25 protein-coding genes are annotated in these 24,030 nt (G+C 55.3%); 2 read left to right on the top strand and 23 right to left on the bottom strand.

What is annotated here, in order from left to right; genetic code table 11:
- Window positions 1-14 precede the first annotated feature (14 nt).
- From nuoH to mnmA, 15 genes are all read right to left on the bottom strand, one after another.
- On the bottom strand, window positions 15-1,337 hold the full coding sequence (gene nuoH, locus HS103_15450) for an NADH-quinone oxidoreductase subunit NuoH (protein ID MBE7514193.1): 1,323 nt from the start codon (window positions 1,335-1,337) through the stop codon (window positions 15-17).
- Complete coding sequence (gene nuoG / locus HS103_15445; protein ID MBE7514192.1) at window positions 1,334-3,823, bottom strand: NADH-quinone oxidoreductase subunit NuoG; 2,490 nt, start codon at window positions 3,821-3,823, stop codon at window positions 1,334-1,336. The genes nuoH and nuoG overlap by 4 nt, the downstream gene beginning before the upstream one ends.
- A gap of 36 nt (window positions 3,824-3,859) precedes the next feature.
- Window positions 3,860-4,441, bottom strand: coding sequence for a hypothetical protein (locus HS103_15440; GenBank protein ID MBE7514191.1), 582 nt, complete (start codon window positions 4,439-4,441; stop codon window positions 3,860-3,862).
- Window positions 4,442-4,479: 38 nt separating this feature from the next.
- Window positions 4,480-5,772: an NADH-quinone oxidoreductase subunit NuoF gene (nuoF, locus tag HS103_15435; protein ID MBE7514190.1), complete on the bottom strand. Its 1,293-nt coding sequence runs from the start codon at window positions 5,770-5,772 to the stop codon at window positions 4,480-4,482.
- Entirely contained in the window at window positions 5,762-6,232 is a 471-nt protein-coding gene (locus HS103_15430; protein MBE7514189.1) for a hypothetical protein, read from the bottom strand. Before HS103_15430 ends, nuoF begins: the two co-directional genes overlap by 11 nt.
- 6 nt (window positions 6,233-6,238) lie before the next feature.
- Complete coding sequence (locus HS103_15425; protein ID MBE7514188.1) at window positions 6,239-6,676, bottom strand: GNAT family N-acetyltransferase; 438 nt, start codon at window positions 6,674-6,676, stop codon at window positions 6,239-6,241.
- 9 nt (window positions 6,677-6,685) lie between these two features.
- Entirely contained in the window at window positions 6,686-7,204 is a 519-nt protein-coding gene (locus HS103_15420) for an NAD(P)H-dependent oxidoreductase subunit E (protein MBE7514187.1), read from the bottom strand.
- Between the two features lie 42 nt (window positions 7,205-7,246).
- Window positions 7,247-8,515 (bottom strand): NADH-quinone oxidoreductase subunit D, encoded by a 1,269-nt coding sequence (locus HS103_15415; protein MBE7514186.1) that lies wholly within the window; start codon window positions 8,513-8,515, stop codon window positions 7,247-7,249.
- A gap of 5 nt (window positions 8,516-8,520) precedes the next feature.
- Window positions 8,521-9,057: an NADH-quinone oxidoreductase subunit C gene (locus tag HS103_15410; GenBank protein MBE7514185.1), complete on the bottom strand. Its 537-nt coding sequence runs from the start codon at window positions 9,055-9,057 to the stop codon at window positions 8,521-8,523.
- A gap of 7 nt (window positions 9,058-9,064) precedes the next feature.
- On the bottom strand, window positions 9,065-9,550 hold the full coding sequence (locus HS103_15405) for an NADH-quinone oxidoreductase subunit B (GenBank protein ID MBE7514184.1): 486 nt from the start codon (window positions 9,548-9,550) through the stop codon (window positions 9,065-9,067).
- Entirely contained in the window at window positions 9,541-9,897 is a 357-nt protein-coding gene (locus tag HS103_15400) for an NADH-quinone oxidoreductase subunit A (GenBank protein MBE7514183.1), read from the bottom strand. The genes HS103_15405 and HS103_15400 overlap by 10 nt, the downstream gene beginning before the upstream one ends.
- A 155-nt stretch (window positions 9,898-10,052) precedes the next feature.
- A complete protein-coding gene (gene murI, locus HS103_15395) occupies window positions 10,053-10,907 on the bottom strand; it encodes a glutamate racemase (protein MBE7514182.1) in 855 nt (284 codons plus the stop codon).
- 16 nt (window positions 10,908-10,923) lie between these two features.
- Window positions 10,924-11,682, bottom strand: coding sequence for a gamma-glutamyl-gamma-aminobutyrate hydrolase family protein (locus HS103_15390; protein MBE7514181.1), 759 nt, complete (start codon window positions 11,680-11,682; stop codon window positions 10,924-10,926).
- A gap of 8 nt (window positions 11,683-11,690) precedes the next feature.
- A complete protein-coding gene (rplS, locus tag HS103_15385) occupies window positions 11,691-12,074 on the bottom strand; it encodes a 50S ribosomal protein L19 (GenBank protein MBE7514180.1) in 384 nt (127 codons plus the stop codon).
- Window positions 12,075-12,194: 120 nt separating this feature from the next.
- The gene (gene mnmA, locus HS103_15380) at window positions 12,195-13,295 is read right to left on the bottom strand and encodes a tRNA 2-thiouridine(34) synthase MnmA (GenBank protein MBE7514179.1); all 1,101 of its coding nucleotides are present in this window, start codon (window positions 13,293-13,295) and stop codon (window positions 12,195-12,197) included.
- A gap of 204 nt (window positions 13,296-13,499) precedes the next feature.
- On the opposite strand from mnmA, the gene HS103_15375 reads away from it, so the two are divergent.
- On the top strand, window positions 13,500-13,988 hold the full coding sequence (locus HS103_15375) for a universal stress protein (protein MBE7514178.1): 489 nt from the start codon (window positions 13,500-13,502) through the stop codon (window positions 13,986-13,988).
- Here HS103_15375 and HS103_15370 read toward each other — a convergent pair.
- Window positions 13,963-16,164 (bottom strand): bifunctional (p)ppGpp synthetase/guanosine-3',5'-bis(diphosphate) 3'-pyrophosphohydrolase, encoded by a 2,202-nt coding sequence (locus HS103_15370; protein MBE7514177.1) that lies wholly within the window; start codon window positions 16,162-16,164, stop codon window positions 13,963-13,965. The two genes, HS103_15375 and HS103_15370, sit on opposite strands and share 26 nt — an antisense overlap.
- Window positions 16,165-16,588: 424 nt before the next feature.
- Between HS103_15370 and HS103_15365 the strand changes: the two genes are divergently transcribed.
- Complete coding sequence (locus HS103_15365; protein MBE7514176.1) at window positions 16,589-17,416, top strand: class I SAM-dependent methyltransferase; 828 nt, start codon at window positions 16,589-16,591, stop codon at window positions 17,414-17,416.
- Between the two features lie 14 nt (window positions 17,417-17,430).
- Here HS103_15365 and HS103_15360 read toward each other — a convergent pair whose 3' ends face one another.
- The 7 genes from HS103_15360 to HS103_15330 all read right to left on the bottom strand — a co-directional run bounded on the left by HS103_15360 (window position 17,431) and on the right by HS103_15330 (window position 23,735).
- Window positions 17,431-18,765, bottom strand: a complete 1,335-nt coding sequence (locus tag HS103_15360) for a pyridoxal phosphate-dependent aminotransferase (GenBank protein ID MBE7514175.1) — start codon at window positions 18,763-18,765, stop codon at window positions 17,431-17,433.
- Window positions 18,766-18,996: 231 nt separating this feature from the next.
- The gene (locus HS103_15355) at window positions 18,997-19,785 is read right to left on the bottom strand and encodes a PhzF family phenazine biosynthesis protein (GenBank protein ID MBE7514174.1); all 789 of its coding nucleotides are present in this window, start codon (window positions 19,783-19,785) and stop codon (window positions 18,997-18,999) included.
- 202 nt (window positions 19,786-19,987) lie between these two features.
- Entirely contained in the window at window positions 19,988-21,190 is a 1,203-nt protein-coding gene (locus tag HS103_15350) for a hypothetical protein (GenBank protein MBE7514173.1), read from the bottom strand.
- A gap of 154 nt (window positions 21,191-21,344) precedes the next feature.
- Window positions 21,345-22,658 (bottom strand): peptidylprolyl isomerase, encoded by a 1,314-nt coding sequence (locus HS103_15345; GenBank protein MBE7514172.1) that lies wholly within the window; start codon window positions 22,656-22,658, stop codon window positions 21,345-21,347.
- 15 nt (window positions 22,659-22,673) lie between these two features.
- Window positions 22,674-23,006: a 30S ribosomal protein S18 gene (locus HS103_15340; GenBank protein MBE7514171.1), complete on the bottom strand. Its 333-nt coding sequence runs from the start codon at window positions 23,004-23,006 to the stop codon at window positions 22,674-22,676.
- A gap of 18 nt (window positions 23,007-23,024) precedes the next feature.
- Window positions 23,025-23,423, bottom strand: a complete 399-nt coding sequence (ssb, locus tag HS103_15335; protein ID MBE7514170.1) for a single-stranded DNA-binding protein — start codon at window positions 23,421-23,423, stop codon at window positions 23,025-23,027.
- Between the two features lie 24 nt (window positions 23,424-23,447).
- Complete coding sequence (locus HS103_15330) at window positions 23,448-23,735, bottom strand: 30S ribosomal protein S6 (GenBank protein MBE7514169.1); 288 nt, start codon at window positions 23,733-23,735, stop codon at window positions 23,448-23,450.
- Between the last annotated feature and the right edge of the window lie 295 nt (window positions 23,736-24,030).

The following is a 24,030-nucleotide window of genomic DNA, read 5'->3' as shown; positions in this document are numbered from 1 at the left end:
CAACGAATAATAGGTTAATTGACAGGCTTTTCATCCTTTAGAACAACCTGGGCATTGCTCACTTGCTGACCGAGGAATTTGAAAATTCCGACAGGAATTGCCACTAACCCGCCGATGATGCTCATGATTGCCCAGCCGGCACCGCGCTTGCCCAAAACGACATACTCGCCTTCGTCCATTGCTTTGGATCGATTGAGCAGCGAGAACAGCACGCCCAACGTGATTCCTGAGGCGCCAAGCATGATCAGGATATAAACAGCGGGGCTGCCAAGTGCATCACCGAGGACGAGTGCCACTGCCGTCCACGCCACCGCCGCCAGCGCCAACGGAAAGAGGACTTTCCAACCGAGACTCATCAGACGGTCATAGCGGATGCGCGGCAAGGTCGCCCGAATCCAGATCATCCCGCACAGGAACAAGATTACCTTGACGATAAAGACCAGCGGACCCAGGATCGGCACTTGATCGACCAAGAAGAAGTGGTAGCCGCCGAAGAAGAATGCCACCGCAATCATGCTCACGGAGATCATGCTGATGTATTCCGCCATGAAGAACAAGGCGAATTTCATCCCGCTGTATTCCGTATGGTAGCCAGCGGTCAGTTCTTGTTCGGCTTCGGGAAGGTCAAAGGGAGCGCGGTTGACCTCCGCCAGCAGCGCAATGATCAGGATGATGGCGGCGACAGGGTTTTGAAAGACGAACCAACCAAAGACTTGCGGGTTATTTTGCGCCTCGATGATCGTAGACATCTTCATTGAACTGGTGATGAGGATGGGGACAGCCATTGCCGTTCCCATGCTCAGTTCGTAGCTCAACATTTGGGCAGTGGCACGCAGCCCGCCCAACATGCTGTACTTGTTGTTGCTTGCCCACCCGGCAAGGACGATGCCATACGTCCCCAAACTGAGCCACGCCAGGATGAACAACACCCCCACATTGACATCGATCAAGTGCAAGGGAACGCGATACCACAAGCCATCAAACCATGGGATGAGGATGGGCGGACCCAAGGGAATCACAGCGACGACCAAGATTGAGGGAATGACCTTCAGCGCCGGAGCGATCAGATAAACGACACGATCTGCGCCAGTGGGGGTCACATCTTCTTTGAAGAACAATTTCACGGCATCTGCCAGCGGGAACAACAGCCCACCGGGACCGGCGCGGTTCGGTCCAACACGGTGTTGAATCCACGCGATAAAGCGCCGCTCTAGAAGGGTGGTATAAGCAAAGCCGGTCAGCAGCGTGAAGAAAATCAACACGCTCAGGATAATGGCGCGGAGCGTGCCACACCCGGCGGCGGCTGAACACTCAATGATCAGGTTTGCGTCAATCATGCGGGCTGCGCGACCTCAACTTTCCGCAGAGCGCCCACCATCGGGGTGGCAGGGGCGGGGGTATTCGGGTTCAAATGACGGGCAACATAGGCAACTTGCTTCGGTGTGGCATCGTCCACACGGACGGCATACTCGCCCGTCACGCTGCCACAGCTTAGGCTCAGGCTCTCACCCTCTGTGACACCAAGCGCCTCAGCCGTCGCCTTGTTGATCACAATATAGGGCGCGGGGATATGCGAGTGCATCAGAGCGCTGCTGGCGGCGAAGGTCGGCTTACGATCATAGAGTTCGGTAACCGGCACAATCAGCGTTTCGCCGTCCTTCAGTTTTGTCAGTTTCCCAACGGCGGGCATGGCAATACTGATCTTTTCGCCCTTATCGGCATCCGTTTGCCATTGGACGCCCAAACCGCCCGTGTTCTCGTAGGCTGTGCCGCCGTAGTATAAATTCTCGCCGCCCACATCAGGGTACTGTTTTGTCACCTCTCCCAATTTGCCGTAGGTCATTCCGGCATAGAGCGGAAGTGCCTCGCTGATTGCTTTCATAACCGCTGCGGTGGAGAGTTTTGGCTTTGCCCCGTGACGAAGTTTGCTGATCTCGGCAAAGACCTTCCAATCTGGGCGTGTGCCGTCAAGGGCAGGCTGCGCTGTATAGAAGCGCTGAACACGACGTTCGCCATTCGTGAACGTCCCGTCCCGCTCGGCAAAACTCTGACGGGGCAAAACGACATCCGCCGCCGCTGCCGTCTTGGTGAGGAACAACTCGCTAACGACAGTGAACGCCCCCTCCGCACCGCTTAAAAAGCCTGCATGGGCGGCATCCTCACCGAGAATATCAGCATCAGCAAGGAACAGCACCGACGGAGGATTGCTGAGGAGTGCTTCCGTCGCCTCGCTGCTATAGCCGAGGTCAAACGCGCCTTGCGTGTTCGCCCCTGCCCACACCGCGAGGAGTCCATTGTTTGCCTTCCCCACATGCCCCGTGCTGAGGAGGACGTTTCCCGCCGCCTGCATTACACCGGCATGTCCAGCCCGATCCAGCCCCTCACCACCAACGAGGATGACGAGGTTTGTCGCCTCTTTTATGGCGCTTTCATCGAGCAGTGCTTTCACCGCTGCGATCTCACCGCCATAGCTGTAGCGAATTTGCTTCTTGGCAAAGCGATCCAGTTCTGTTGGGCGGGCATTCACCGTGATGATTTGCGCCCCGCGATCTCCTGCCGTTTTCACCCGCAGATACCAGACGGGGGCTTCTTCAGAAAGATCAGAGGCAATGACGAGGATCGTTGTCCCCTTGCCCATATCTTTGAAGTTTGAGCCAACGCCCAAACCGACCTTGCAGACGATCTCTGCGCCTGTCATGCGGTAGGGGTAAACGCCTAGTTGTGTGCCACCAACGCCTTCGACTAAGCCACGCAGTTCCCAGAGGTCTTCGTTGGAAAGTGTTGCTCCAGCAATTGCCCCTACGTTCCCATCGGCGGCGGCAAGGCGTTCAGCAATCGCGCTGAGCGCCTTTTCCCATGTTGTGGGGATAAGTTTCCCGCCCTGCCGGATCAGCGGTTTTGTAAGCCGCTCGGCATGGCGGCTGTGATGGTGTCCAAAGCGCCCTTTATCACAAATCCATATCTCGTTGACGCCTTCGTTTTGGCGGGGCATGATGCGCTTGACAATCGTCTTACCGCCTGCCTCCCGATCCAACCGCGTGCTGGCGCTTGTGTTGCAACCTACTGCACAATGCGGGCAGATACTTGGCACTTCGGTCAGTTCCCACGGACGCGCCCCGAAGCGGAAGTCCGCCGTTGTCAGCGCCCCAACAGGGCAAATATCCGTTGTGTTGCCGCTGAAATAGGTGTCGAAAGCCGGTGTACTTGTGGTGACGATCTGCAAGCGACGTCCACGCTCATGGAACGCCAGCACCGCATCGCCAACAAGTTCTTCCTGAAAGCGTGTGCAGCGGGCGCATTGGATGCAGCGCTCCCTATCGAGGTAGATCAGGTCGCCAAGCGGATAATGTTTGGCAAGGTGCTGCTTTTCGTCAAAAACAAAGCGGCTTTCACCCGCGCCGTGCTGCATCGTCAGATTTTGGAGGGGACATTCCCCCCCCTTATCGCAAACAGGACAATCCAGCGGATGGCTGGTCAGCAAGAATTCAATGATGTCGTCGCGGGCGGTTTGTACCTGATCCGTCGTCGTGCGAATCGCCATGCCATCAGTGACAAAAGTGGTACACGCCGTCGCAAGGCGAGGCTGCCAGCGGAAAGCAATTTCGCCGCTCTCTGTGCGCTTGAAATCACCCTTTTCCTTATCAAAATCTGCCCCACCCAATTCGACAAGGCACATCCGGCACATACCCACCGGGGCAAGTTTGGGATGGTAGCAGAAAACGGGAACATCATTCCCGACCATTTTTGCGGCGTCCACCAGATTCGCCCCCTTCGGCACGCGGTGTTCAACGCCGTCGATGTATAACCTGACGGTCTCGGACATAGGTGTTTGCTTCGCTCCGTCGGAATCCTGTGAACGTTATCGCTTTGCTTTGGTTGTTCTGTTGCTGCGCTGCTGCCCATAGGCAATTTCCCGCAACCCCGCCGCTGCGCGTTCGGCAAGGTGCTGATAAATATACCCCCAATTGAGGCTCTTTTCAGCCTTTTCAATACGGGTCAAGGCGTTCGTAAAATCTGCCGCTGCCGCCTCATCATCCCCCGCCTCAAGAAGAAGTTCGCCGCGAATGACGTAATTGGCAGGCGCGTCGGGGTGGGTTGCTATTCCCTCGGTGAGCGTCCGCACCCGCGCCTTCAGGGGAGATTCTGGCTTCCGCAGGCGCTCGGTGGGGAGGTATTTCCCTGTGTCGTCGGCTTCAGGGCGCGGTTCGCTCAACCGCAGTAAATCCTCAAGCTCAGCCTGCGGGGCTGCCTGATCATCCTCTTGAAGGATAATATCGCTCTCATCCCCCCCGGGCAGCGGTTCAACATCGATCAAACGCACTTCCCGTGCAAGGGCTTCGGCCTTCAGCGGGCGCGTCTCCATCTCCGAGGTGTGTGTCGGCTGGTGATATGGCGTCCCGGCGACGACCTTCGGCGTCTGGGGTGGTGATGGATCATCCATGATCGTTTCTATGCCTTCGATGGGCTGTGGACTGAACGTTAACCCCGCCCGGCAACGACCTTCTCTTTGGCAGGTGGTTTGGCGGGCGTTGTTGCTTTGGCATAGGCAACAAATTCTTCACGCCAATGCTTTAAGGCGCTCAAAATTGGGCTGGTGGCGAAATCACCTAAGGCACACAGGCTTTTGCCCATCATTTGGGTGGCGACACTCTCGATGAGTGTCACATCCTCCGAGGCTGCCTGATGGTTATAGAGAGCGCTCATGCGTTTTTCCAGCCAGTATGTCCCCTCTCGACAGGGTGTGCATTTCCCGCAGCTTTCATGCTTGAAAAAGCGGATCATCTTGAGCGCTGCCCAGACCATATCGGTATCTTCGTCAAGGATGATCACCGAGGCTGACCCCAACACTGATCCTAGCGCAGCAACATCTTCATAGGTCAGGGGAGTGTCCAACACTTTATCCGTCGCCGGAAGAAGCGGACCGGACGCCCCAGAAGGGAGGATCGCCTTCAGCTTTTTGCCGCCCTTCACGCCACCTGCCGCCTCTAGAAGTTGGCGGAACGTGATCCCTAAGGGGAACTCATAGTTGCCGGGTTTTTCCACATGCCCACTCATGCAGAAAATCTTCGTGCCGGGGCTTTTTTCCGTGCCAATGCCCTTAAACCATACTGCCCCATTGACGAGGATGAGGGGAACGTTTGCCAATGTCTCCACATTGTTGATCACCGTTGGTTTATTGTACAAACCAGCAACGGCGGGGAAGGGTGGGCGGGGGCGCGGCTGCCCAAGTTTTCCCTCAATGCTGTTAAGGAGGGCGCTTTCCTCGCCACAAATATACGCCCCCGCGCCGAGATGGACGTAAACCTCGCAACTCCAATTCCCGCCGCCAATATTCTTGCCAAGCATCCCGCCCGCCCGCGCCTTCTCGATCTCCGCCTCCATATGAGGGGCAATATCCCAGAACTCTCCCCGTGCGTAGATGTAGATTGCCGTCGCCTGGACAGCATAGGCGGCGATCAGTGTCCCTTCCAACATCTGTTGAAAGTTGAATTCAAGAATTTGACGGTCTTTGAACGTCCCGGGTTCTGATTCATCGGCGTTCACGGTGATGTATTTCGGACCCTCCGTTTTGGGGACGAAACTCCATTTCATCCCAGTGGAAAAGCCCGCCCCTCCCCGCCCACGCAGGTTGGAATCCTTGACGAGGGCGATCACCTCATCGGGTTTCATGCTCAGTGCTTTTTTCAGCCCGTCATAGCCGCCGTGCTTGATATACGTTTCATACGTCCCGATGCCGGGGATGTCTTTTTCGCGCAGTAGATTATTCGGCATACTGTTTTTCCTGTTGCTCAACCTTGTCTTTTCCGTCCCCGGTCACAGCCAATCCAAGCGCTCCGCCAATCAGAATCAGCGCATAGCCACAAACACCCGCCAAGGGTCCCACAAAGGGGATAGACATGCCCGCCACATATGCCAAGCCAAGCGCCCCCACCGCCACCAAACCAAAGAGGGCAAGGCGTGAGCCATTCAACCACGCCACCATTGCACAAGCTAAGGCAGCCAGAATCCCCAGAAACGCTGTTACATCAAGTGCCGTGACGGGTGAGACTTGCCCTTTTATCACCTGCTCTCCAATGCGCTGCAACAGGGGCATTGTCGTCAGCGGCATATCGTCTGTTGCCGCCGTGGGAAAGGGCAGCAAAAGCAAGGTAATAATCGTCACGGCTGCACCGATGAGGGCGATGACGAGTGTTCCCCGCACGACCTCTCGGCTGATTTCTTGCTCATCCACCGCTACTCACACGTCCTGACTGTCGCGCTTGCTCAGGTAATACGTCTCGTGTACGTGAAACCCCGCCGCTTGGAAAAGGGCAAAACTTGCCTCGTTGTAATGCTCGACAAGGGCGGCAATCACCGTCAGCCCTTTTGCCCGTAGCGCTGCCTCTGCTGCCTCGATCAATGCTCGTCCAACGCCCTTGCGTTGATGCCTCTTTGCCACCGCAAGGCGGTTGATCCATCCCTTGCGGCTGTCGTGGGTGGCAAGGACGACGCCAACAAGTTCACCCGCTATCTCTGCGCCGAGCGCATCCTGAACGTCGGATGCCATTTGTGTCGTGAACGCCTCGCGGCTTTCGCGTCCGGTGGGTTTGTAGGGCAAGCCAGAGGCAGCCCACACCTCGCAAATCGCCTCATAATCAGCGGTGCTTAGATGGCGAATGGTGATCGGATCGTTCATAGCCAAGTGCTACTTTTTCTTTTTGGCGGGTTTGTTCTCAGCGGCGGGTTCACCGGCTGCGTCAGAGCGCCACTGATCAAGGAGTGCCTTCATCTTTTCCATATCTAAATGTTCATGGAAATGGAAATTACACTGGAGCATGGGGGCGCGGTCACAGGCGGCAAGGCACATGACATGCTCAACGGTGAACAGCCCATCGGCGGTTGTTTCGCCCTCGTGAATCCCCAGATGGTCAAGCAAATCATGGTGAAATTTATCCGCACCGAGCAGCGCGCAGGGTAAATCGGTACACACCTGCAACCAATACGCCCCCTTGGGCGATTCGCGGTACATGCTGTAAAAGCCCGCAATCGATTTCACCTGGGTTGGGTCGATCTCACACAGATCGGCAACCTCGACAATCGATTCCGGCGTCACCCAACCGTATTCCTGTTGGGCAACGTACAGCAGTGGCATGATCGCTGAGCGTTTATCTGGATATTTGGCGAAAATGGCGTCGATTCGCGCCTGATATTTTTCTTTCAACAAAGCGGTATTCCCTTGTTTGCCCTAGATAAGACCGATCAATGCCTATCGATCACAATCCCCCAACACAATATCCGTGCTGCCGATGATCCCGACCAGATCGGCAAGAAAGCCCTGTTTGGCAAGGAAAGGCAGCACGCCCATGACATGGACGTAGGACGGTGTGCGGAAATGGACGCGATAGGGACGGTTTCCCCCATCACTGGAAAGGAAACAACCCAACTCCCCACGCGGACTTTCGATAGCAACGTAGACTTCCCCCTTCGGGAGGCTGAAGCCCTCTGTCCACAGTTTGAAGTGATGGATCACCGCCTCCATGCTGCGCCCTAGTTCGGCACGCGGGGGCGGTACATACTTCCGATTGTTGCTGCGGAAGGGTCCCGGTTTCAGCCGCGCCAACGCCTGCTTGATGATCCGCACACATTGATAGAGTTCCTGCACGCGAATGTAGAAGCGATCATAGACATCGCCGTGTTCGCCAAGGGGAATATCGAAATCGTAGGTTTCGTAGCCCATGTAAGGCTGCACCTTGCGCAAATCCCAGTTCACCCCGCTGCCGCGCAGGGTTGGACCCGAACAGCCAAAGGCAATGGCATCTTCGGGCGTTAGGACGCCGATCCCTTGTGTGCGGTCAATCCACAACGGATTTTCGACCAACAGCGTCTCATATTCACCAACTTTGGCGGGGAAATAAGCAAGGAACTTCTCCAACGCGGGGACAAACTCGGCGGGAATATCCCGCCACAACCCACCGGGGCGGAAGTAAGTACTCATCATCCGCTGCCCGCTGACCATCTCGAACATATCGAGGATCATTTCCCGTTCGCGCATGGCGTAAAGGAACACGGACATCGCTCCCATATCGAGGCAGTGAGTCCCCAACCAAACAAGGTGGCTGTTGATGCGCGTCAGTTCAGCAAGGATCACCCGAATGACCTGCGCCCGTTCGGGAACGTCCAACTCGGCAATTTTTTCCATTGCCAAGCAGTAGGTCAGGTTATTCCCCATCGGATTCAGGTAATCCATGCGATCCGTCATGGTGATTGCTTGTTCCCACGTTTTCGATTCCATCGATTTCTCGATGCCCGTGTGGAGAAAGCCCACATCGGGAATGCACGAGACGACGATCTCCCCATCAAGCTCAAGGAGCAAGCGTAAGACGCCGTGCGTGCTAGGGTGCTGCGGTCCCATGTTCAGCAGCATTGTCTCGCCGGTCATGGCGCGTTCGGAAACCAGTCCCTTTAATTCGGCAACTGTCCCTTGCCATTCGGTGTAGCCTTCATGACCGCTGGCGATTTGGGGTTTCTGTACCATACGGGTTATTCCTTCGCGTAGGGCTTCAGGCGGTCAATATCATCGAAATTGAAGGAGAACTGAACTTGTTCGTAGCCAAGCGGGTAATCTTTCCGCTGTGGATGCCCATCCCAATCATCGGGCATGAGAACGCGCCGCAAACTGGGATGCCCCTCAAAGAGAATCCCAAACATATCGTATGCCTCGCGTTCTTCCCAATCGGCAGCGGGGTAAACGCTGGACACACTGGGGATGCGCGGATCATCTTCGGGAGCGTAGACCTTCAGGCGCAGGCGGCGGTTATAGGCGAACGAATAGAGGTGGTAATTTGCCGCAAAACGCCGTTCCGATGGCTCTTGTTGGTAGTAATCGATTCCGGCGATATCCGAAAGGTAGATGTACTCCAAGCCTTCGGTCTCTTTGAAGAAAGCGCAAGCGTCTACGATGTGATCGCGGTCAATGACAATCGTCGTCTCCCCGCGAAATTCAATAACGTCCAGCACCGCCTCTTTTAAGGTCAGACGTGCCAATTCTACAGGGTCAAGTGCCTTTTGTGTGGTCATTGTTCGGTTACTTTGCCCAATCCAAAATCCGCTCGCCCTTGATCTTCTCGTGAAGGGTCATCAAGCCGTGAATCAATTGTTCCGGGCGCGGCGGGCAGCCCGCCACATAAACATCGACAGGGACGATCTCATCAACGCCTTGTACAACTGCGTAATTGTTAAAGATACCCCCGCACGAGGCACAGTCGCCCATTGCCACAACCCACTTTGGGCTAGGCATTTGGTCGTAGAGTTGGCGCAAGACGGGCGCCATTTTGCGGGTGACACGCCCAGCAACGATCATCAAATCGCTTTGGCGTGGGCTAGGGCGCATCAATTCCATCCCAAAGCGCGAAGCGTCGTAGCTAGGGGCTTGTGTACTCATCATCTCAATAGCGCAGCACGCCAAGCCAAAGAGCATGGGCCACATGGAGTTTGTGCGCCCCCAATTAATCACCGATTCCAACGTGGTAGTGACCACGCCGAGATTGCCTAGCTTTGCTGTTACTCCCATTCCAACGCCCCTTTCTTCCACGCATAAAAATGCCCGATTTCGAGGATCACAATAAAGATGGTCATTGCCAGTAGCGCCAGCAGCCCTAATTCACGCAGGGCAATGGCAAAGGGCAGAAAGAACATCACTTCAATATCAAAGAGGATGAACAGGACGGCAATCAGGTAGAACTTGACAGGCATCCGGCGCATCGCCGGACCAATCGGCACCATCCCCGACTCATAGGGTTCAAGTTTGCGGGAATTGGGTTTGAATGGACCGAGTGTGCGCGAGATAAAGAGAACGATAATCGCCACAACAGTAGTGAGGATAAGCAGCACCGCTACGGGTGCGTATTGATCTAGCACGGTTTCGCTCCCGGACTGGTCGGTAAATTCGTTGATTGAGAAATTCGGAGCAAGTTATCAACGAGGATAACACGTCCCCCAAAAAGTGTCAAAATGCCGTCAACAGCGTTTCTGTGGGAAAAACCGACACAGAAACACCCACCTATCTGCTCATTTTAACCCGAATTAGATGGGGATGATATAGGTGAACCATAGGGGGAAAGAGAGAGCGTTTGGGTGGCTTGTACAATAGGATGTGGCTCGCCAATGAGGGTGGTAATGAGCGCCGCGAAACGGGTGGGGTCGCCCGTCGTGCTGTAGTGTGTCCTTCCGGGTGTGTCGCTGTCGCAAAGGCGCTCCAAACTCGCTAAAACACGTTGGGTTTGCCGTGCCACCGCAGGGGCAGGATCGACTATCCTCACGCTCTCCCCTAAACTGGTGCGCAAGAGCGGCATCAAGAAGGGAAAATGAGTACAGCCCATGACCAGTTGATCGATGCCAGCGGCTTTCAAGGGAGCAAGCGTGCGCTCAATGAGGGCGCGGCTGGCGGGGGTGTCCGGTGCGCCGTCTTCGGCAAGGGTGACGAATTCTGGGCAAGCCGCTACGAGTACCTGCACATGGCGGGCGAAACGATCCACCACCGCCGAGAGCAGTTCCCCTTCCGCCGTCGCTTGCGTGGTGATGACGCCGATCACTCCCGTTTGGGTTTGTTCGGCGGCGGGTTTCACGGCAACTTCCATACCCACGATAGGTGTCTCAGGATACATCGCCCGAAGGCTGTGCAAGGCAGCGGTGTTCGCCGCGTTGCAAGCGACAATGAGAAGTTTGCAGTCACAGTGGACAATCAGGCGCTCAGCAAGTGGGGCAACAAGGGCGCGAATCTCAGCGAGGGGGCGTATGCCATAGGGAAGATGTGCCTGATCCGCAATGTAGATCAGTGTTTCTGCGGGGAGTTCGCGGCGCACTTCCCGCAGAACAGAAAGTCCACCCACGCCGGAATCAAGTAAACCAATCGGACGTGGGTCACTCATGATGAATGTTGACTCCCTATCTGGCTGATCCAGCAGCGGTGACAAATGCCTTGAACAGACCAAGCATCGGCTCACTTTTCTCAGTCAGTTCTTCGGGATGCCACTGAACGGCGAGGAAAAATCGTGAGGTTGCCGATTCAACGCCTTCAATGACACCATCTTCGGCAAGCGCCACCACCCGCAGCGGGGCAGCGACATCACGCAATGCCTGATGGTGAAGGCTGTTCACGGGGAGGGTGGTCGCCCCGTCAAGGACTTCTGCCAAGCGACTTTCAGCGTTTAGGGTGATGGTATGTCCGTAATGATCGCGGGGAAAAACGCCCCATAAATCGTGTTTTACCCCACCACCACCGGGGAATTCCCGTTCAATATCCCGATAGAGCGAGCCACCGAGGGCGACATTGGCAATCTGCGCCCCTCGGCAAATACCCAAAAAGGGTTTGTCATCCCGAAACGCCCACTTCACCACCTCTGATTCGGCGCTGTCGCGGGCAGTATCTACTCCATAAACACGAAATGCCGAGGGGTTTTGGGGCATTCCATAGAGCGCTGGATCAACATCCGCGCCGCCCGCCATGAGAACCCCATCAAGGCGTTCATAGGTTGCCCGTAAGGATGCCTCATCAATGGTCGGGACGATGAGCAGTGGTAGTCCACCTGCCCGCGCTACTGCGTTTGCATAGGCGGGCAACAACCCGTAAAACGCCACCCCATGTTCATGGTGGAGCGCCGCAATAATCCCGATAAGCGGGCGTTTTGAGACAGGCACAACCATAGAAGCGTTTAGCTATCCTCGCCAGCGTCTGTGCTTACTACGATGTCGGAACGACGTTCTTTCAGGCGTGCCGCCTTGCCGCTTAGATTGCGCATGTAGTACAACTGGGCGCGACGGACTTTACCGTGACGGAGAACTTCAATCTTATCAATACGCGGGCTGCGGTAGAGGAAGGTACGTTCCACGCCAACGCCGTGACTGGCAACGCGCCGGACGGTGAACAATTCATTCTGCCCACCACCGTGATGGCGAATGATCACCCCTTGAAAGACCTGAATACGGGATTTATCCCCTTCGATGATCTTTACATGGACGCGCACCGTATCGCCAGAGGCGATTTTGGGAAAGCCCCGCTCTGGGGCATCGAATGCTTTTAACAACGTGTCAGACATGATGGTTAGACCCTCTGAGACTTCTTTGGCTAGTGCAAAAGCGGCATTATAGCAGGGGCTGAGCGGAAGGGACAGGGCGAACCACGAACAAGCTATTTGTCAATAGGTTTAGCCACAGTTTTAGCCGCGTTCAATGATTCCACCCCCCAAACAAACATCCCCCTGATAAAAGACTGCCCCCTGACCGGGTGTAATATCCCGCACGGGGTGATCAAAGCGCACCTCGGCGCGGGCGTTGGGAAGGGGCATTATCGTCACTGGAGCAGGGGCTGCTTTGTAGCGAATTTTGACCTCAGCGCGAATCGATTCGGTGGGTGGTTCGCCGCTGATCCAATTCACCCGCGCCGCCGTGAGGTGATCGCGTCCTAATTCGCTCTTTTCGCCAACGATTAGAGTGTTCTGAGTGCTGTCCATCCCAATGACATAGAGCGGCTCGGCAGTGGCAAGCCCTAACCCCTTGCGCTGCCCAATCGTATAATCGGGGAGTCCGCTGTGCTGCCCAAGCACGCGCCCATCGCGGGTACGAATTGGACCGGGTGTACTGATCTGCTCACCGACGAACGCTGTACTATGGTCGCGCAGAAAGCGTCGATAATCGCCATCAGCAAGGAAACACAAGTCCTGGCTATCCCCCTTCGAGGCGACAGATAACCCATACTTAGCCGCAAGCTCACGGACGGCGGGCTTAGCATACTCCCCAATAGGAAACATGACGCGAGAAAGCTGTGTCTGTCCCATTACACTGAGGACATAACTCTGATCTTTTGTCTCATCCAGTCCCTTTAAAAGAGACGCACGCCCATAGTCATCGCGTCGAATACGGGCGTAATGCCCCGTCGCCAGAAAATCGGCGTTCAGGGCAAGGGCGTTGTTCAGTAGCCATTCAAAGCGAATATGGCGATTGCACTCCAAGCAAGGATTTGGCGTAACACCCTTCGCATAGCCTTCCACCCAAAACTGAACAATGGCGCTCTTAAAAACTGAGCGGGTATCCAGCACATAGAATGGAATGTTTAAGGCATCGGCAATCAGGTTGGCATCGGACATTTGGTCGGGCGTACAGCAGCGGTTATGCCCGTGAGCCTTGTCACCGTCCTCTGCCCAAAGGCGCATCATGATCCCGATCACTTCGTAGCCCTGCTCCACCAGAAGCGCTGCCGCAACAGAGCTATCAACGCCGCCGCTCATGGCGACAACCACCCGTGTACGCTTTGTACCCATCAGCAAAATTCCTCTAAACGCTTGGGCTGATCATAGGGGGATCACCCCCAAATGAAAAGAGGGAAACCTAAAAGGTTGAAGGATTAAGGAAAAGAGGGGTTTCCCTTTCACAGGTGACGAATGTCATCATGAGCGTATGACCAACAACGGGTATCTCTAGGACTATAATGTTCACAAGGATAGTGGACGGTGAGGAGGCGGCATATGTATGAACGAGTGCTTGTTACCCTAGATGGATCACAGTTTGCCGAGAGTGCCATCCAGCATGCCACAAGGGTTACCACACCGGGCGGGCGGATTCATTTACTCTCTGTCGTCACCGAAGACCCCGTGAGCGAAGTTTCGGCGTTGGCAACAGCATTGGCGCAGCCCTTTGGGATGATCGATGTTCAGTTCACCCCGGATGCACTGGCAAAACATCAGGAATATGTTGCTGCACGGCGAGATTATCTCACCCAATTGGCGGAGATGCTCCAGAGCAAAGGCTATGAGGTGATCACTGAGGTACGCGCTGGCAACCCGATTGACGAGATTGTGACCGTTGCCGAAGGAGGCATGGAGATTGTTATCATGGCGTCACACGGGCGCACAGGGTTCAGCCGCTTGGCGTTAGGGAGCGTGGCAGAAGGAGTGCTGCGCCGTGCGCCTTGCCCAGTGTTGATTATCCCTATAGCCGCCGCCGCGCCTCAATAACATTGGGGAGTTGTTCAATTTTGGCGAGGATGCGCGAAACCCTTCCAATATCTTCCAACTCTAGGGTAAGGAAGAAGGTGGCGACGCTGTTACGGGTGGTGATGCTCACCGAGGACATATTAATGCCCTCAGCGGCGACGACGCTTCCCACATCGCCCATAAGCCCGTCCCGGTCATAGGCGGTGACAATGATCGGGACGGGGTAAGTTTTTCCGTTTGCCGGACCCCAATTCACCTTGATCAAGCGTTCCGCCTCTGTCCTAATGGGACTATTTGGGCAATCGTAGCGGTGAATAGTCACCCCGCGTCCACGTGTTACATAGCCGATGATCGCATCGCCACGCACCGGGTTACAACAACGCGCCAAATTGATCGCCATGCCGTGATTCCCATCAACATGAATACCCTCAGGATCGTTGACGGGATAGCGGCGGGGTTCGGCATTGGGAGAGAGCATATCCGGCGGGTTTGCCGCTTTTGCTTGCCGTTCTGCTTCCAAAACACGGGAGGCGATCTGCGCCCCTGTAATATCACCGCGCCCCACTGCCGCAAGAAAATCCTCCATGCGGTTGAAATTGAACAAGCTAGCGACAGACTCCTGTGAGGTTGCCCCCAAGCCAAGCCGTTTTAATTCTTTATCAACAATGCTGCGTCCATTGGCGATGTTCTTATCAATGCCTTGGTGCTTGAACCACTCGCGTATCTTACTCCGTGCGCGGTTGGTGGCAATGTAGGCAAGGTCTGGATTCAACCAATCAAGGCTAGGACCGCCCCGTTTAGTGGTGTTAATCTCAACACGATCTCCGGGTTTTAATTCGTAATCCAAGCCCACCAGCGCCCCATTCACTTTTGCCCCTCGGCAGCGATGCCCAATCTCAGTATGGACATGGTAGGCAAAATCAACCGGTGTCGAGCCAGCAGGAAGGTCAAAAATATCACCCTTTGGCGAAAAAACATACACACGGCTTCGGAACACATCCGATTTCATGGCGTTGACATATTCCGCCGCGTTATTGTTGGTCTCTGCATCGTCAAAATCCATCATGCGGCGCATGTATTCAAGGCGCTTTTCAAATTCTTCATCGTGCCGCGCCCCTTCTTTGTAGCGCCAGTGAGCGGCAATGCCATATTCGGCGTGTTCGTGCATTTCTCGCGTGCGAATCTGGATTTCGAGAGGCTTTCTGCCGATCTCATCATCAAAGACGGCTGTGTGTAAGCTGCGGTAGAAGTTGTCTTTGGGAGCGGCGATGTAATCATCAAACTCTTTAGGAATCGGCTTCCACAGATTGTGGACAACGCCCAAAACCTGATAACAGGTGGCTTGATCTTCCACAATCACGCGGACAGCACGCACATCGTAAATTTCGTCAAAGCCCGTCTTTTTGCGCTCCATCTTTTTCCAAATGGAGTAAATATGTTTGGGGCGGGCGCTAATCGTGGCGGTAATCCCTTCTTTCAGCAGTTCCGCATTCAAACGCGCCTTAACGCGCTCCATATACTTTTCGCGGTCAACCCGCCGTTCGGCAAGGTGATCGGCAATCATCTTGTAGGCTTCGGGATAAAGGTAGCGAAAGGAAAGGTCTTCCAATTCCCATTTGATCTGCCACATACCCAGACGGTTTGCCAGCGGCGCAAAAATATCCATCGTCTCTTTTGCCATGCGCTGCTGCTTTTCTGGCTTCAGGTGACCAAGCGTGCGCATGTTATGGAGGCGATCTGCCAATTTGATCAGAACGACGCGAATGTCGTTGCTCATTGCCAGAAAAATCTTGCGGAGCGTTTCAATATCCCGATCACCCGCTTTCCCACCACGCATCCCTTGCGTATCGGTAGGGAGCTTATCCAGCTTGGTCACCCCGTTCACCAATTGGGCAGTTTCCAAGCCAAATTCATGTTCAAGGGCGGTGAGTTCAACGGGTGTATCTTCAACAACATCATGAAGAATGGCGGCGGCAAGGGTCGGCGCATCCATTTTTAGTTCGGAGAGGATGCGTGCCACTTCCATTGGGTGGCTGATGAAAGGTTCACCAGAGGCACGGACTGCCCCAGTGTGGGCTTTTTCTGCCCGTTCGTAGGCTTTGAAAATGAACTGCCTATCTACAGGCGTGAGAGCGGGGACGTTCTTGAAGATTTTGTCGAGTTCAGCGGGATAGGTTTCTACGCCAGTGTGGATCATAACGCATATACTCCAAACTATAATTTTAATTATAGCCTCAGTTTTGCAAAATTAATCTTGCGTTACCTTGATGAACCTTGCGTTATCTTGCTATCCCCGAACCCTCCGTTCTCTAACCCCTTACTTGTGCAAGGAGTAAAGAGTAATCAAGATTTTCAAAGGGGTTTCCTCTCACCCTGCTCCCTCCGCTTTTTGCGCTGAGGGCGACACGATCTTATAGACGATACGAACAGCCCTCTCATCCCCCTGCGACCCGTCTCAGTTGTCTACGGGGAAAGGGGTCAGGGGAGCCAAACGACAACCCTAAAGTTTGAAACGGCTTCTACGCATCGCCTGGCGTTAAAACGTTACGTTCTATCGCCATTTATCACATATGCCCTGCGGCGAAAATGATTGGTGAAGGGAATGTCTGCGGTGCGGTACAATGGACGCCATGACGCACCATGACCTCAATCAAAAACTCGAAAAGCCAGTTTCGCCCGATCTCTACACAGAGGATTATTTCCTCACCGCCTGCGAAGGGTATGATGAATTTGTCGCCAGTGAGGGCGAACACCTCTCCCGCCGCCTGAGCGCTGCCTTTGCCATTGCCAGCATTGCGCCGGGGATGAACATCCTTGACGTGGGCTGCGGGCGCGGAGAAATTTTGCGCCACTGCGCACGGCTAGGGGCAAACGCCTATGGCATTGATTATGCCCCTGTTGCTGTCCAGCTTAGCCGTGATGTGATCGACAACACAAGCGGCGCAGTGGGGGGGACCGGCGTCGGGCAGGCAGATGCAAAAGCGCTCCCCTTTCCCACCGCCGCCTTTGACCGGGCTTTGCTCTTTGATGTTGTGGAACACCTCCACCCCTGGGAACTTCATGCCGCGCTCTTAGAAATTCGCCGCTGCTTGAAGGCAGACGGAAAATTAATCATTCACACCGCACCAAACGTCTGGTATGACCGCTACGCCTACCCTGTTGTGAGGGCATTCCGGCGCGTCATTGGGCAGGGGCAAAACTATCCGGCAGACCCCCGCGCTTTCCTTGTCGATCATAATCAACATGTCCATGTTAACGAGCAGTCCATCCTGAGTATGCGACGAATATTGGCAAAGGCGGGGTTTGTGGGGCGTGTCTGGTTGGACTCTCCCCCACAGGGAAGGCAAAACCCACTAGTGATTGATATGGTCAGACGGGCGGCGTTCAAGGTGCCGCCCTTCCGATGGTTTTTTCAGCGGGAAGTGTTTGCCGTAGTCTGGAAACGGTAAGGTCTGCTTTACGCTTACGCCCGTGCCCCTGTCTTAAGTGCCTTGAGCGCCTGATCAAAGTGTTCTAGCGCTGCCTTTGTTGTTTCGACGGGGAGCGCGTAGGAAAACCGAATCCAATTCCGTCCGGCGTCGGAGAAGTAACTTCCGGCAATGGCGGTGATTCCGTAGTTTTCTGCCATGTATTCAATCAGCTCTGGCGAGTCGGGGATATTTCCGGCTGCCATTGCCTCGCCGCAGTCGATGAAGGCATAGTACCCGCCATCGCCAATGATGGCGTGGTAGCCATTCGCCTTCAGAAACTCCCGAACAACTTTTCGGCTGGCATTCGTTGTCCCGATGATTGGCTCTGCCGCCTTGCGAAAACCATATTCATAGGCGGCAATTGCCACCGCTTGCCCAAAATAGTTGGGCATAACGCCGTGTGAGGCGCGGCTGGTGACGAAGGCGATCACCTCTTTCGAGGCGACAATGTGGGCATTGCGGATGTTCGAGCCGCCCAGTGATTTGGTGATGCCATCGAGGAAGATCAGCTTTTTGCGGTCTGCCTCGTCAAAGGCAAGCAGCACCTTGTTAATGTCGGCGGGTTCGCCTTCCGTCACTTGGTTGTAAATCCAATCGAAAAGGACGAAGGGAATACCCAACGAAATCGCCTTTTTTGCCAAAGCAATCTGACGTTCGGGGGTGAGGCAGCGCCCCGTTGGGTTATCGGGGGAGGTGATCACGACACCAGCAATCCGCCGCCCATCGCCGTGCGTTTGGCAAAACTCAACGCTTGCTGCCAAACCGTCCTCAGTATACTCCCAACCGTGCGCCGGATCACCCGGGGCGAGCAGCACATTCAAGCCGATGCCATACGATCCCCAGTTATAGCTGATCCAGGGAACGCGGGAGACGAGCAGCACATCACCGATGCGCCCCGTCCCAAGCCAGATCATCGCCTCGTAAATTTTTTCCAAGCCATCGCGCCCGCCGTCCACTGCGGCGATATTCTCAGCGCTGTAGCCCGTTTGCCCCTCAAAGCGCCAATACTGTTCTGCTGTCGCCTTCCGAAAGGGCATGATCCCCACCGGCGGATCGTAGGCGGTGCCATTTTGTTTTAGCAGTTCAAAAGCGCGTTCCAACAGATGGGTTGGGACACCGGGCAGGCTTGCCCCCCCATCGCCTTGCGAGGCATCGTAGGCGGGAACGCCCGGATGTGTCTCCCGATACTTGGCGAGAAGTTGTTTGATCACAAACATCCGCGATTGGGGAATCGGCACTTGGGACGCCGGGAAGCTGTTGACGGGGACAAGGGCTGAGTCCGGCACAGTAAATATTGGTGTGTTGGTCGAAACCGAGAGGGTCGTCACGAGCGTAACTCCTTTTGGAAATTCGTTCAGGAATTGTGGCGAGAGAAGGGGACTACGTCAATGGTAGGTTCGCACAGCGTCGGGCAGGGCGAAAGACCTTGCCTTGCAAGGCGTTACGGGTTGTCCGTAAACAGGAGGAATGTTAGCCAAAATGGGAAGTGCCACTACCACCCAAACGAGGCATACATTCTCATGGAACATATAAGTATTCGGCATTGATAGCAGATCATGCTATAGAGTAAGCTCCCCGCGCAGCACGGTAAGGGCTTGTCCACTGAGGTAAACGCGCTCGTCGGCTAAACGCACCCGTACCACACCGACCCGTGCTGAGGCTTGGTAGCCAACCATCTCCGTTTTGCCCAACGCCTCAGCCCAGTAGGGCGTCAATGAGCAGTGCGCCCCGCCAGTGACGGGGTCCTCATTAATGCCAATGCTCGGCGCAAAGAAGCGCGACATAAAGTCGAAGCCGGGCGTTGTCGCCCGGCAAGTGGCAATGACGCCGTAGACGCCCATCATGGCGGCAAAATTCGGTGTCAGCGCTCGCAGCACTTCTTCCGATTCAACCTCGGCAAGCCATCGCTGATGGTCATTGCCGGCTATATTGAGGACGGGCGCCCCCAATGCAGCGGCAATATCGAAAGGGGAACGTCGGGGCGTGACCGGACGAGAGGGAAAATCAAGGGTGATCCAATCGCCGTTTTTTGTGGCACGCAATTCGCCACTGAGTGTAAAAAAGCGAGCGGTGACGGCGGCGTCTAACGCCTTCGTCTCATAGAGGACGTGGGCGCTCGCCAGCGTCGCATGACCACAAAGTGGCACCTCAACAATAGGCGTAAACCAGCGCAACCGAAATCCATCATCCTCTGGATACAAAAATGCCGTCTCCGAGAGATTCATCTCGCGGGCAACATGTTGCATCCATTCCGCATCGCGGGGGGCGGTTAACAAGCACACCGCTGCTGGGTTTCCGGCGAAAGGAGTATCCGTGAAAGCATCCACTTGTACGATTGATTGGGACATAAGCTCCTTATTCCTTGAACGATCTTTAACCTTCTAACTGTTAAGCGTTACGGAGTTGCCCGTACCCCCTGTGTACCATCTTCGGCGTGTACCCGCTCTTCCACAAGGGGTTGAGGGGCTTCATTCCCTCCCTCTCCCCGCTTGCGTGGGAGAGGGAGAGGTGAGGGGAGCCAAGTGACAAATTCAAATTTTGAAGTGACGTCTATTCATCTTGGGGGTAGTACGCCAATGTAGAGCCAACCCAACGCCGATCTTTGTTGTAGCGCGTTCCCATCATCCGCCCCTTGCTCATCCGAACGAGGGTTGCCACCACCTCTGGCTGTGGTGCATCGTCAAGCCAGATCAGCATCAGCCGAATCTCGGCACGGGCGGGATCATCGGGTGTTTCCACGACGGGAGCGTAATCAATTTTCCGCTGGAGGATGTAATCACCCCGCTGATCAAGGGGAATGACGTTCAACCGTTCCGGCGTGACATCCAACTCCACGCCAATACCAGAGTAGGAATAGAGCGGTTTCAGTACGAAATCAGAAAGATCATGAGGATGGGTTGTCAGATCGCTGAGGAAGTGCGCCTCTGGCACGTAGGACGACTGGATCAGTGGGAGCGAGTATTTGCTCAGTTTGAAAAACCAGTTGGGGTGTCCCGCCCAGGTGACATCAACCTCATCGGTGAGGCGGTACTGCCCATCGTGGTTGTGGCGCTCTAGCTCATCAAAAATGACGCGGTTGTAAATCCGTGTGATCGGAATCTCGCGCCCTTTTTCGTCCTTATAGGCTAATTTCGTCCCCCGCTTCAGCACCTTTGTGAGGCAAACGGTGTGGATACCAAGCAGCTTCTCCGTTGCCGCAAAATCGATCCGCGTCTTTTGTTCTTCGGGGTGAATCTCCATCAGAATGACGTTTTCGGGGTCGTGATCAGCAACCACCGCCCGCCGAAACAAGTCAAGGTAGCTCTGTTCCGTATGCCCGTTTGCGTAATAGAGTAGATCACGGACGATCTCGAAATGGTCGCGGGTTTTCGTTGCCAAAAGCCATTGAAAGCCAAACAGGGTGGGAAAGCCCTGCAATTCGATCAGACGGGGGACAATCTGCCCGTCCTCGCCATAGCATAGGGCAAAATCATACTGAATGAAGTGGTTGCGAGGGATTTCGCCGGGGACGTTCAAACCCGGCGGGATAGCGCTCTCGGCACGGGCAAGGTAGTCCGGCGTGCTGACAAGGCGCGTCAGGCTCAGCGATGCCTGTACAAGTTCCGCCATCAGTGGGCGGGGGAGAAACAGCGGGGTTTCGCACAGGTGGAAATCCATTGGGTAGCGAAGGGCGCTGTTGATGTCGGCAATGTAGGCGTTATAGCGTTCCTCGGTGAACGCGGCGTTATAGCGGCGGCGCAGATCGGTGATCATAGGAAGTTGCCTTTTCCCGATAGTTCACCCCAAAATAATGTTTCCCTAAAGATACAAAAGGGCGGGTAGCTACCCGCCCTTCTGATCTTATCGCGCTTCTCTCGCTTTGGGCGAGTGCGCTTTGTGAACTTCTCTGAATACCGCAGTCAGACGGCTACTGTCCGACGAGATTCGAGGGAATACCCATCTCCTCTAGTGTGGGGCGGCTGGCAACCCATGTCCGCCACAAAATGTCATCCTGCGTCACCCCGCGTTCTGTCCGTTGGGCGGTCAGCCAGTCTTGGAATTTCTTGTCCTCGATCTGCCCTTTTTGGGATTCCGTGATCGGGCGCTCTTCACGCCCCAAGACCTGAATCACATGCCAACCGTACTGAGCGCCGTTCGCGCTGGTGTCGATGGGACCGAGGATCGCCCCGATCTCACCGTTCCACACGGCGTCATCAAATTCGGGAACGTATTGCCCTTTCAGCGTCCAATCGTAAAAGCCGCCGGTGTTTTGGCTTCCGGGGTCTTGGCTAAGCGCCGCCGCCAACGCCGCAAACGGTTCGCCCGCTTGAAGCGCCTTCAGCACGTCCTCAGCCTCCTCTTTCGATTTCAGCAAGATATGACGAATCTGCACTTGGGGCTGGATCATCGCCGTCTCACCGATGATGATCTTGCGCACTTTTTCGCGCAGGGCTTGCTCGGCAAAGTAAGTGCGGATTTCCGCCTCACCGTAGCCAGAGAGCGCCGTCGCCTCTTTGATGTAATTCTTGCGATTGTCATCAAAGGTTGTGAACTGCTCAGTGGCGCCGGGCGTTGCTGTCGGTATGCCCGTTGGGAAAGGGGTAAAGGTCGGAGTCGCCGTCGCTGAAGGTTCGGGGGAGGGCGTCGGTGTTTCTGTCGGCGTGGGGGAAACCAATGGCGTCAGGGTGAGCGTCGGCTCGGTGGTTGGTGTGGCGGTGGAGGGATTCGGATCGAAGCTGAAGTATTTGAAGATTTCAGCGTCGATCTCCGCCTCGGTCACGCTGATATTGTTTTCCCGCGCATATTGGGCGATGATTTTTGCCTCCACCATAGTGGCAATCGTCTGCTGCCCGCCAGAGGTGGGAAAGCGCAGCCCATTGTACAGATCAGCATAGGGACCGTACTGCGGGTTGGAGAGGATTTGGGAGGCAAATTGGCTTTGGGCAATGGGCGCGATCTGGATACCAGCAAGGTAGCGCTCAAAACTGTTGCGGCGGTTGAACTCGCGGGCGCTGATCCCTTCCCCTTTGACCGAGGCAACGGGTTGGTTGGGGCGAATCACCCCGTCAACCAAAACCGCCACAAACAAGATCAAGCCAATCAGGGCGACCAACGCGCCAATGCCGAGCATTACCCAACGGGCAACCTCGGCTTCGCGTTCGGCGCGGGATTTGTAAACCCGTCCGTCATCCGGCTTAGGCGGCGTTGGCTGCGCCGTCGTCTTCTCTCTGGATTTAGACATGCGCGAACTACTTTCTTATTCGTGCCGTGTGCCATCAGCCACAAAGGGGAGCAGCGCCAAATGCCGCGCCCGCTTCACCGCCACTGCCAAGCGCCGTTGATCACGGGCGCACAGTCCGGTTTGACGGCGGGGGCGAATCTGCCCGCGATCTGTCAGGAAACGACGGAGCGTTTCAATATCTTTGTAAAGTTCAACATCCGTCTTTTCCAAGCGTTGGTTATAGACACGGCGGCGACCCCGCCCGCCATAACCGCCACTGGGACGGTCACTGCTCTCGTAGCCTTCACCTTCGCTGTTGTCACTTTCGTAGCGGCGTGGACCGCGTGGTTCACGATTATCATCGGTCATGATTTGGTTGTTCCTCGCTTAGAATGGGTAATCGCCGTCGTCGTGTGCGCTCTCGTCGGCATCGGCATACTCTATGCCCATCCGCCGTTCGCCCACCACATACATATCATCGGCAACAACTTCGATCTGAACTTGCTGTTTGCCTTCATCGTTCGTCCAACGGCGCGTTTGCAAGCGCCCTTCGACATACACTTGCTGGTCTTTTTTGAGATGTGTTTTGCAGATTTCCGCCAATTTTCCCCACGCCACAATATTCACCCATTCGTGGTGTTCGCGGCGTTCACCGTCTGCCGTTGTCCAACTTCGGCTGGCAACAACGCTAAAACTGGTGACAGCACGCCCGCTAGGGGTGTAACGCATTTCGGGGTCGCGTCCGAGGATGCCAAGCATCTCGACTTTGATGAACCCTCGCAGCATCATAGCGTTCCTCTGCCCTAGCCGTTATACGTCGGCGCGGATGACCAAATGGCGGATCACCTTTTGTTCGAGGCGAAGGTTGCGATCCAATTCCGTCAGGGCGGCAGGTTCGCTGTCAAAATTCAAAAAGACATAATAACCTTCGTTGAAGCGGGCAATGGGGTATTCCAAGCGCCGCCGACCCCAGGTGTCGGTTTTCGTGTGGGTGCCGTTGGCGGCGGTGATCCAGCCCTTGACCTGATCGACAATGGCAGTGATGCCTTGCTCGTCAACATCAGGCGCGATGATGAACGTTAATTCATAGGGACGCATAGCAATTTATCCTCTTTCCTCGGAGTTGCCCCGACTGTTCGTTGGTTGTCTCACGCTATTGGGGGCGGAAAGCGTCCTGACAGGCGTCAGGCATATGAGCGGCGAAAGTGTACATGAGGTTTCCTCCCCGCGCAAGGGCGAATACAGAGAAATGCAGCGGCGGCGGGCAAAACCGAGGATCAAAAGGCTAGGGGTATCCTTGCCACGCATCCCCAAAGTGAAACATCAGGGTGCGCTCAGCCACCCTTGCAGAGCTTGGCAAGAAGGGTGAACCGCTCTTTGAGCCATGGCATCG

This window comes from Anaerolineales bacterium, from assembly GCA_015075625.1.
Classification (GTDB): domain Bacteria; phylum Chloroflexota; class Anaerolineae; order Aggregatilineales; family UBA2796; genus UBA2796.
This window is presented reverse-complemented; position numbering and strand designations above follow the sequence as displayed.

What these genes read in the sequence shown, in the direction of transcription:
- HS103_15345 (MBE7514172.1), bottom strand. Translation starts at nt 22,658, where the DNA reads ATGTCTAAATCCAGAGAGAAGACGACGGCGCAGCCAACGCCGCCTAAG.
- murI (MBE7514182.1), bottom strand. Translation starts at nt 10,907, where the DNA reads ATGAGTGACCCACGTCCGATTGGTTTACTTGATTCCGGCGTGGGTGGA.
- HS103_15370 (MBE7514177.1), bottom strand. Translation starts at nt 16,164, where the DNA reads ATGATCCACACTGGCGTAGAAACCTATCCCGCTGAACTCGACAAAATC.
- HS103_15415 (MBE7514186.1), bottom strand. Translation starts at nt 8,515, where the DNA reads ATGGTACAGAAACCCCAAATCGCCAGCGGTCATGAAGGCTACACCGAA.
- HS103_15330 (MBE7514169.1), bottom strand. Translation starts at nt 23,735, where the DNA reads ATGCGTCCCTATGAATTAACGTTCATCATCGCGCCTGATGTTGACGAG.
- HS103_15355 (MBE7514174.1), bottom strand. Translation starts at nt 19,785, where the DNA reads ATGTCCCAATCAATCGTACAAGTGGATGCTTTCACGGATACTCCTTTC.
- ssb (MBE7514170.1), bottom strand. Translation starts at nt 23,423, where the DNA reads ATGCTGCGAGGGTTCATCAAAGTCGAGATGCTTGGCATCCTCGGACGC.
- HS103_15365 (MBE7514176.1), top strand. Translation starts at nt 16,589, where the DNA reads ATGGACGCCATGACGCACCATGACCTCAATCAAAAACTCGAAAAGCCA.
- HS103_15410 (MBE7514185.1), bottom strand. Translation starts at nt 9,057, where the DNA reads ATGACCACACAAAAGGCACTTGACCCTGTAGAATTGGCACGTCTGACC.
- HS103_15390 (MBE7514181.1), bottom strand. Translation starts at nt 11,682, where the DNA reads ATGGTTGTGCCTGTCTCAAAACGCCCGCTTATCGGGATTATTGCGGCG.
- mnmA (MBE7514179.1), bottom strand. Translation starts at nt 13,295, where the DNA reads ATGGGTACAAAGCGTACACGGGTGGTTGTCGCCATGAGCGGCGGCGTT.
- HS103_15350 (MBE7514173.1), bottom strand. Translation starts at nt 21,190, where the DNA reads ATGATCACCGATCTGCGCCGCCGCTATAACGCCGCGTTCACCGAGGAA.
- HS103_15425 (MBE7514188.1), bottom strand. Translation starts at nt 6,676, where the DNA reads ATGAACGATCCGATCACCATTCGCCATCTAAGCACCGCTGATTATGAG.
- nuoF (MBE7514190.1), bottom strand. Translation starts at nt 5,772, where the DNA reads ATGCCGAATAATCTACTGCGCGAAAAAGACATCCCCGGCATCGGGACG.
- HS103_15340 (MBE7514171.1), bottom strand. Translation starts at nt 23,006, where the DNA reads ATGACCGATGATAATCGTGAACCACGCGGTCCACGCCGCTACGAAAGT.
- HS103_15405 (MBE7514184.1), bottom strand. Translation starts at nt 9,550, where the DNA reads ATGGGAGTAACAGCAAAGCTAGGCAATCTCGGCGTGGTCACTACCACG.
- HS103_15440 (MBE7514191.1), bottom strand. Translation starts at nt 4,441, where the DNA reads ATGGATGATCCATCACCACCCCAGACGCCGAAGGTCGTCGCCGGGACG.
- rplS (MBE7514180.1), bottom strand. Translation starts at nt 12,074, where the DNA reads ATGTCTGACACGTTGTTAAAAGCATTCGATGCCCCAGAGCGGGGCTTT.
- HS103_15375 (MBE7514178.1), top strand. Translation starts at nt 13,500, where the DNA reads ATGTATGAACGAGTGCTTGTTACCCTAGATGGATCACAGTTTGCCGAG.
- nuoG (MBE7514192.1), bottom strand. Translation starts at nt 3,823, where the DNA reads ATGTCCGAGACCGTCAGGTTATACATCGACGGCGTTGAACACCGCGTG.
- nuoH (MBE7514193.1), bottom strand. Translation starts at nt 1,337, where the DNA reads ATGATTGACGCAAACCTGATCATTGAGTGTTCAGCCGCCGCCGGGTGT.